At 40.8% G+C, this 4,517-nt stretch carries 10 protein-coding genes and 1 pseudogene; 6 read left to right on the top strand and 5 right to left on the bottom strand.

Features of this window, described 5'->3' with window-relative positions; genetic code table 11:
- The coding region (locus B9T16_RS26150; protein ID WP_410246126.1) for an IS630 transposase-related protein at nucleotides 1-292 on the bottom strand (292 nt) is incomplete at its 3' end.
- Nucleotides 293-337: 45 nt separating this feature from the next.
- Here B9T16_RS26150 and B9T16_RS26145 point away from each other — a divergent pair.
- The 6 genes and pseudogenes from B9T16_RS26145 to B9T16_RS26120 form a co-directional block, all read left to right on the top strand.
- Nucleotides 338-541, top strand: a pseudogene (locus B9T16_RS26145) (hypothetical protein); the annotation flags it as partial.
- Between the two features lie 146 nt (nucleotides 542-687).
- Nucleotides 688-1,056 carry a hypothetical protein gene (locus B9T16_RS26140; protein ID WP_006615959.1) on the top strand — a complete coding sequence of 123 codons (369 nt, stop codon included), beginning with the start codon at nucleotides 688-690 and terminating at the stop codon, nucleotides 1,054-1,056.
- 21 nt (nucleotides 1,057-1,077) lie between these two features.
- Nucleotides 1,078-1,431: a hypothetical protein gene (locus tag B9T16_RS26135; protein ID WP_006615960.1), complete on the top strand. Its 354-nt coding sequence runs from the start codon at nucleotides 1,078-1,080 to the stop codon at nucleotides 1,429-1,431.
- Between the two features lie 171 nt (nucleotides 1,432-1,602).
- Nucleotides 1,603-1,854: a hypothetical protein gene (locus tag B9T16_RS26130; protein WP_014276000.1), complete on the top strand. Its 252-nt coding sequence runs from the start codon at nucleotides 1,603-1,605 to the stop codon at nucleotides 1,852-1,854.
- A gap of 444 nt (nucleotides 1,855-2,298) precedes the next feature.
- Entirely contained in the window at nucleotides 2,299-2,421 is a 123-nt protein-coding gene (locus B9T16_RS26125; protein WP_410246125.1) for a hypothetical protein, read from the top strand.
- Between the two features lie 148 nt (nucleotides 2,422-2,569).
- On the top strand, nucleotides 2,570-2,803 hold the full coding sequence (locus tag B9T16_RS26120) for a hypothetical protein (RefSeq protein WP_014275999.1): 234 nt from the start codon (nucleotides 2,570-2,572) through the stop codon (nucleotides 2,801-2,803).
- Between the two features lie 187 nt (nucleotides 2,804-2,990).
- On the opposite strand, the gene B9T16_RS26115 is transcribed toward B9T16_RS26120, so the two are convergent.
- The 4 genes from B9T16_RS26115 to B9T16_RS26100 all read right to left on the bottom strand — a co-directional run bounded on the left by B9T16_RS26115 (nucleotide 2,991) and on the right by B9T16_RS26100 (nucleotide 4,359).
- Nucleotides 2,991-3,269, bottom strand: a complete 279-nt coding sequence (locus tag B9T16_RS26115) for a hypothetical protein (RefSeq protein ID WP_231852395.1) — start codon at nucleotides 3,267-3,269, stop codon at nucleotides 2,991-2,993.
- A gap of 140 nt (nucleotides 3,270-3,409) precedes the next feature.
- Nucleotides 3,410-3,646: a hypothetical protein gene (locus B9T16_RS26110; RefSeq protein ID WP_014274413.1), complete on the bottom strand. Its 237-nt coding sequence runs from the start codon at nucleotides 3,644-3,646 to the stop codon at nucleotides 3,410-3,412.
- Nucleotides 3,636-3,917 (bottom strand): hypothetical protein, encoded by a 282-nt coding sequence (locus B9T16_RS26105; RefSeq protein WP_006615767.1) that lies wholly within the window; start codon nucleotides 3,915-3,917, stop codon nucleotides 3,636-3,638. The genes B9T16_RS26110 and B9T16_RS26105 overlap by 11 nt, the downstream gene beginning before the upstream one ends.
- A 124-nt stretch (nucleotides 3,918-4,041) precedes the next feature.
- Entirely contained in the window at nucleotides 4,042-4,359 is a 318-nt protein-coding gene (locus tag B9T16_RS26100; protein WP_410246124.1) for a hypothetical protein, read from the bottom strand.
- Nucleotides 4,360-4,517 lie beyond the last annotated feature (158 nt).

Raw genomic sequence — 4,517 nt, 5'->3', positions numbered from 1 at the left:
TTTCGTCCTCCCAAAGTTCAGCCATTTGAGCGGAGGTTTGATCGCCATGCTCTTGGGCAAAAGCCTTGAATTTATGCCAGTCGGTAATTTGGTGGTTATTGCCAGGTCGGTGATTAGGTTTAGGGAGGAAGTCTCCGGTCTGTGCTTTTCTTTGCAGCCAGAGATTAATGGTGTTCCGGCTGACATGGAAAACTTGACTGGCTTCTGTTTTGGGTATACCGTCTAGTTCAATTGCATTAATAACTTTTTGTCTAAGGTCGTAACTGTAGGGGGCTGGCCTTTTGGGTCTTATGTAGATATCCTTGCCATTATACGTCCTAACTATTCTGTCTTGTGCTATACATCGACCAACCAAAATCCAGCCCAAGCGTTCCCTATTACTTCCCCAGAGGTGACGATATTGGGCAACAAAATCAAACCGCCGCGCCGCCGTCCGGTCGGGTACGTCTACTTTAGGGAAGCAAAATTGTTTTTAGAGATGCTCAATGAGCCTATCGTGCTCTGTGACTACAACGGTCATCTATACAAAGACCCCGATTAGAAGACAACCCCAACAATTTTTTTAGACCAAACAAACCTCCTTGCATGTCCGGAAACCCTATAGGTTTCCGTACCTGTTCCACACCCTAAAAATGCCTGCTATGAATGAAGTGGTAAGCAGTTTTGAAGCAACAAGGCGGGTATTGGATGCCAAGTTTAGCGAATACGAAAGTTTATAGTTGGGACGCGCCCAGCCCAGGTGGAACGGGAACCATTAAAGTAGCTGCCCGGCTTTCTAATAGATACGATGGCATTGCTACTGATTTGGGAATGACAAGCCACGCAACTGCGGCTGATGTAGATGCACATATGTTAAAGCCGAACCAAGCAGTTCAAGAAGGCTACTTGATGAAAATGCGGATCAACTATAGGCAAAACACTAAACATTTTGGCGCTGATATTTATGTGCCACCGGATAAAGTTGTTGATGCTATCCAAAAACTACCCGGTAAAAGCTGGGCCGGCACTGGGGTGATTACTTCCTGTCGCGATCGTCTTCAGGCTGATTACCGTTAAGTAACATAAAGGAATTTTGCAATGGCAGCTAGAACAAAACTTGTTCAATTAGGGACAGGATCCACAGCTAAAGTTTTTCGAGCTAGTGCTGTAATGTATACAAGCCAAAATGCCGACGTTTTGGGGATTAAAGACGTAGAAGAAGTCAATTTAAAAGCCCCACTCTATGACACTGGGGAGTTAATGCGAGTCGGAGCGTTAGTAAGGCTGAATGTAGCATGTCAAGGAACGGGAGGTCGAAAAATCAACTATAGAATTTTTTGCGATGGTGAAGAAGTAAGCCCCGCTCTGGCTTTCTACAGAAGCACTAGAAAAACTCTTAATGGTAGAACTGTATTAGGCGCTAATTTAGACCGCCGTCAAGTTCTCCGATAAGGCATGGATTTTACCGACGCTTATGGTGTATGGAAACTGATAGCTTCAAGCTATCAGCCTACCCAAGAATGGATAATTCACGACCCCCCAATCACTCAACACTCATTATTGAGATTTAAATTTTAAACTGATTGGGGGCGATGGAAAAACCCCTATGATGGCTATAGGTCAATGCTGCTTATCAGAGGGCATTATCGTGATGATTCTGGGAGTTTTGGCTGGGTAACTGGACAAAGGACTGTATACGTTACAGAAGAACCACAACTGATTAACTATCCGCCCATAGAAGAATTTAAAGATAATCCCTGGACAATTAGAAAGCTAGGAGTCCGCCGCCGTTTTTTCAAAAATGCAACATGGATCGAAAATCATCCTGCAATGGATTTAAAGTTTGATCTAAGAATTGAGGCTTTTGTAACTTAACATGGACATCTCTATCAGTCAATTAATCAACCATCTCCCAGATGGTTCAATGTTAAAAACCTTGCTGGCTTCATTAGGCACTGACGCTGAAAACGTAGATACTACCGTAGAACTTTACTAATTTGTTGAGGCTTTTTACCCGGCTCAAATCGAACACAACCAACTACCTCATGTTCAACGATGATTAAACGTAGTTTCTGATCAAACATTGTTTGATATAGTATGGCAACGGGATGGCTCCGTGACAAGAAGGTTAGAAAGAAAATTGTCATTCTTCCAAAGATTTGAGAATTCGGGAATTAGCAGTAGAGAACAAATCTAATTTACCAACGGTCTAAATTTTTCTGGTAATTGGGAGTCTATCCGGATTACCCGAAAACCAGCCATCATTAATTTTTTCAAAACTTAATTTAAGTTTTTGATAGCACAGGAGTTTCTGGTTTTATGAATATCGAGATTGAAAAAATTGCTTTAATTATTAGTTGGTTTGTTTCTTTAGCGGGAGGTATTTGGTATCTTTCAGCAAAATATTCTGAACTCCAAACTACTGTAAAAAAAAATAAATAAGACATCAATATATTAGGAAATTCAATCAGAAAGTAAACCCGATGGGACAGACAACTTATCTGGCTGACTTTAAGACATATTGAAAAATATTTAACCAAGACAAATGACTATGATGAATTCAACTTAAAAGACAACGAAACAAACAACGATGGATTCTAATGTATTACCTGAGATAGTCAAACTGGTAACTGATGGCATTACAGTTTTTTTAGTCTGGCAGTTAATGAAGCAAAATCAGAAACTGATATCAGAGGTTAACTCCAGAGACGACGAATTAATGAAGCTGATTTACACAATCCTAAATCAATATAGGCAGTACCCAACAGGATTAAGCGATCGCACTAGCCGAATTAACCATCCTAGGGAAAAAGCCAAGGAGTAATTAATCAGACTGACCCAATGGAGGACAACCTACTGGGAAGATGGACAAAATAAGTACAAATTCCCAGCTAGGGCAAAAAAGCGATCGCATTAAGTCCCTTGACACCAATCTGGACTTCTACAATTCCAAGACAACGGTAAACGCTTCTATATTACCCCCAAAGGCGCTAAGATGACCCCCTTCTAGGTTAATTTGTCCCCCCACTAGCGTAATAGCCTGTCCGGGTTGCACTTGTAAACCTGTGGGACTCGGTTCGCCTTCCAGTCAGATACCTACCGCTTGGGAACGGTTCGTAATTGTTGACCCAGCCCCGTTTAATTGCAGCCATAAGGGGGGTGTTAATATATAGCAGAGGGGGGGACTGTGGTTGGGTGCTTAACTGGGTTCCATCGTTAAAAATGAGGCGGTCTGCGGTACTGGCGAGGAAGGAACCACCGATGTTAAGTTGGGCGTTAGGACCGAAAATGATACCGTTGGGGTTGAGGAGAAGCGTTTATACGAGTTAACTGACTTGGCTGGCGATCGCTTTAGTTTTTCTGTATGATGATTGTGGCCAGGAGCAATGGCTACTTGACAACCCGTTATCCGTTAGGGCCACAGACAACTCTACTCCCAAGTCCTAACGGATTCTTGTGGCTTTGGCTTGATTGTGCGATCGCGTTTACCTCTTGTCCCTGGCTGTTCATTGCTAAGTATTTTGTAAATCAACTTCATCAATTCATTGTCTCTTGAGTTGACCTCTGCTATTAACTTTTGGTTTTGCTTCATCAAAGACCACACTAAAAATATCACTACCCCATCACTTCCTACCCGTAATAATTCTGGTAAAACATCAGTCGCCATAATCTTTATATTTTTGGTTTTGGATATTTAACGGAAAATAATCTTGATTTTTGGTTAAGTATTTTTCCATGTGGTTTACGTTTAACCATATAAGTCTGTTGTTATCTTCTATTTGTCTCCTAAGTCCAGATGCTATTTTGTTAATATCTTCGGTGTTTTTTGGGACTTGTAATTTAATTGTTGCGTATTGAATTGATACATACCACACCGTGCTAATGAGTGAAAGTAACCAACTTATAATTACCGTAATTTTCTCAATTTCAATATCCACGACGGAATTAACCCCTATGTTTATGTGGATTTTTAATCACATTTTACTTGGGTTAATTTAAAGACTTTGACCAGATAATGCAGATAGAATCCGAATTATCTGGCAGCTTTAAATTTTCGACCAACTAACTTTCGATTTTCGGGACAATTACAGCATCTTCATACTTTCTAAAAAAAGCTAGAGTTCTTTGTAACCTCCTAAAAAATGTCCCGTCTAAACTTTCTACTACAGGCCCAATACTTACTGCTGAGACCATATTAATTGCTTTATTTCCTGGTTGTTGGTTGTATACTTGCTGTGCTTGATATAATGCCCCTACTAAATGACAAAATTCTACGGTAGCGTCCACACTATCACCGCTTGCCCCCAATGTTCCTAGTAAGGTTTTAAACTGTGAATCATTTGGGAGATGGTCGATTAATTGATTAAGAGAGATGTCCATGTTAACTTACAAAAGCCTCAATTGTTACGTCAAACTTTAGATCCATTGTAGGATGATTTTCGATCCATGTTGCATTTTTGAAAACACGGCGGCGGACTCCCAACCTTCTAATCACCGAGGGGTTGTCTGTAAATTCTTGAACTGGTGGATAATTAATC

Source organism: Arthrospira sp. PCC 8006, from assembly GCF_046480465.1.
Classification (GTDB): domain Bacteria; phylum Cyanobacteriota; class Cyanobacteriia; order Cyanobacteriales; family Microcoleaceae; genus Limnospira; species Limnospira platensis.
Note: the sequence above shows the minus strand (reverse complement) of the source record. Positions and strands in the feature narration are given on the sequence as shown.

What these genes read in the sequence shown, in the direction of transcription:
- B9T16_RS26100 (WP_410246124.1), bottom strand. Translation starts at nt 4,359, where the DNA reads ATGGACATCTCTCTTAATCAATTAATCGACCATCTCCCAAATGATTCA.
- B9T16_RS26120 (WP_014275999.1), top strand. Translation starts at nt 2,570, where the DNA reads ATGGATTCTAATGTATTACCTGAGATAGTCAAACTGGTAACTGATGGC.
- B9T16_RS26130 (WP_014276000.1), top strand. Translation starts at nt 1,603, where the DNA reads ATGCTGCTTATCAGAGGGCATTATCGTGATGATTCTGGGAGTTTTGGC.
- B9T16_RS26125 (WP_410246125.1), top strand. Translation starts at nt 2,299, where the DNA reads ATGAATATCGAGATTGAAAAAATTGCTTTAATTATTAGTTGGTTTGTT.
- B9T16_RS26110 (WP_014274413.1), bottom strand. Translation starts at nt 3,646, where the DNA reads ATGGCGACTGATGTTTTACCAGAATTATTACGGGTAGGAAGTGATGGG.
- B9T16_RS26135 (WP_006615960.1), top strand. Translation starts at nt 1,078, where the DNA reads ATGGCAGCTAGAACAAAACTTGTTCAATTAGGGACAGGATCCACAGCT.
- B9T16_RS26140 (WP_006615959.1), top strand. Translation starts at nt 688, where the DNA reads ATGCCAAGTTTAGCGAATACGAAAGTTTATAGTTGGGACGCGCCCAGC.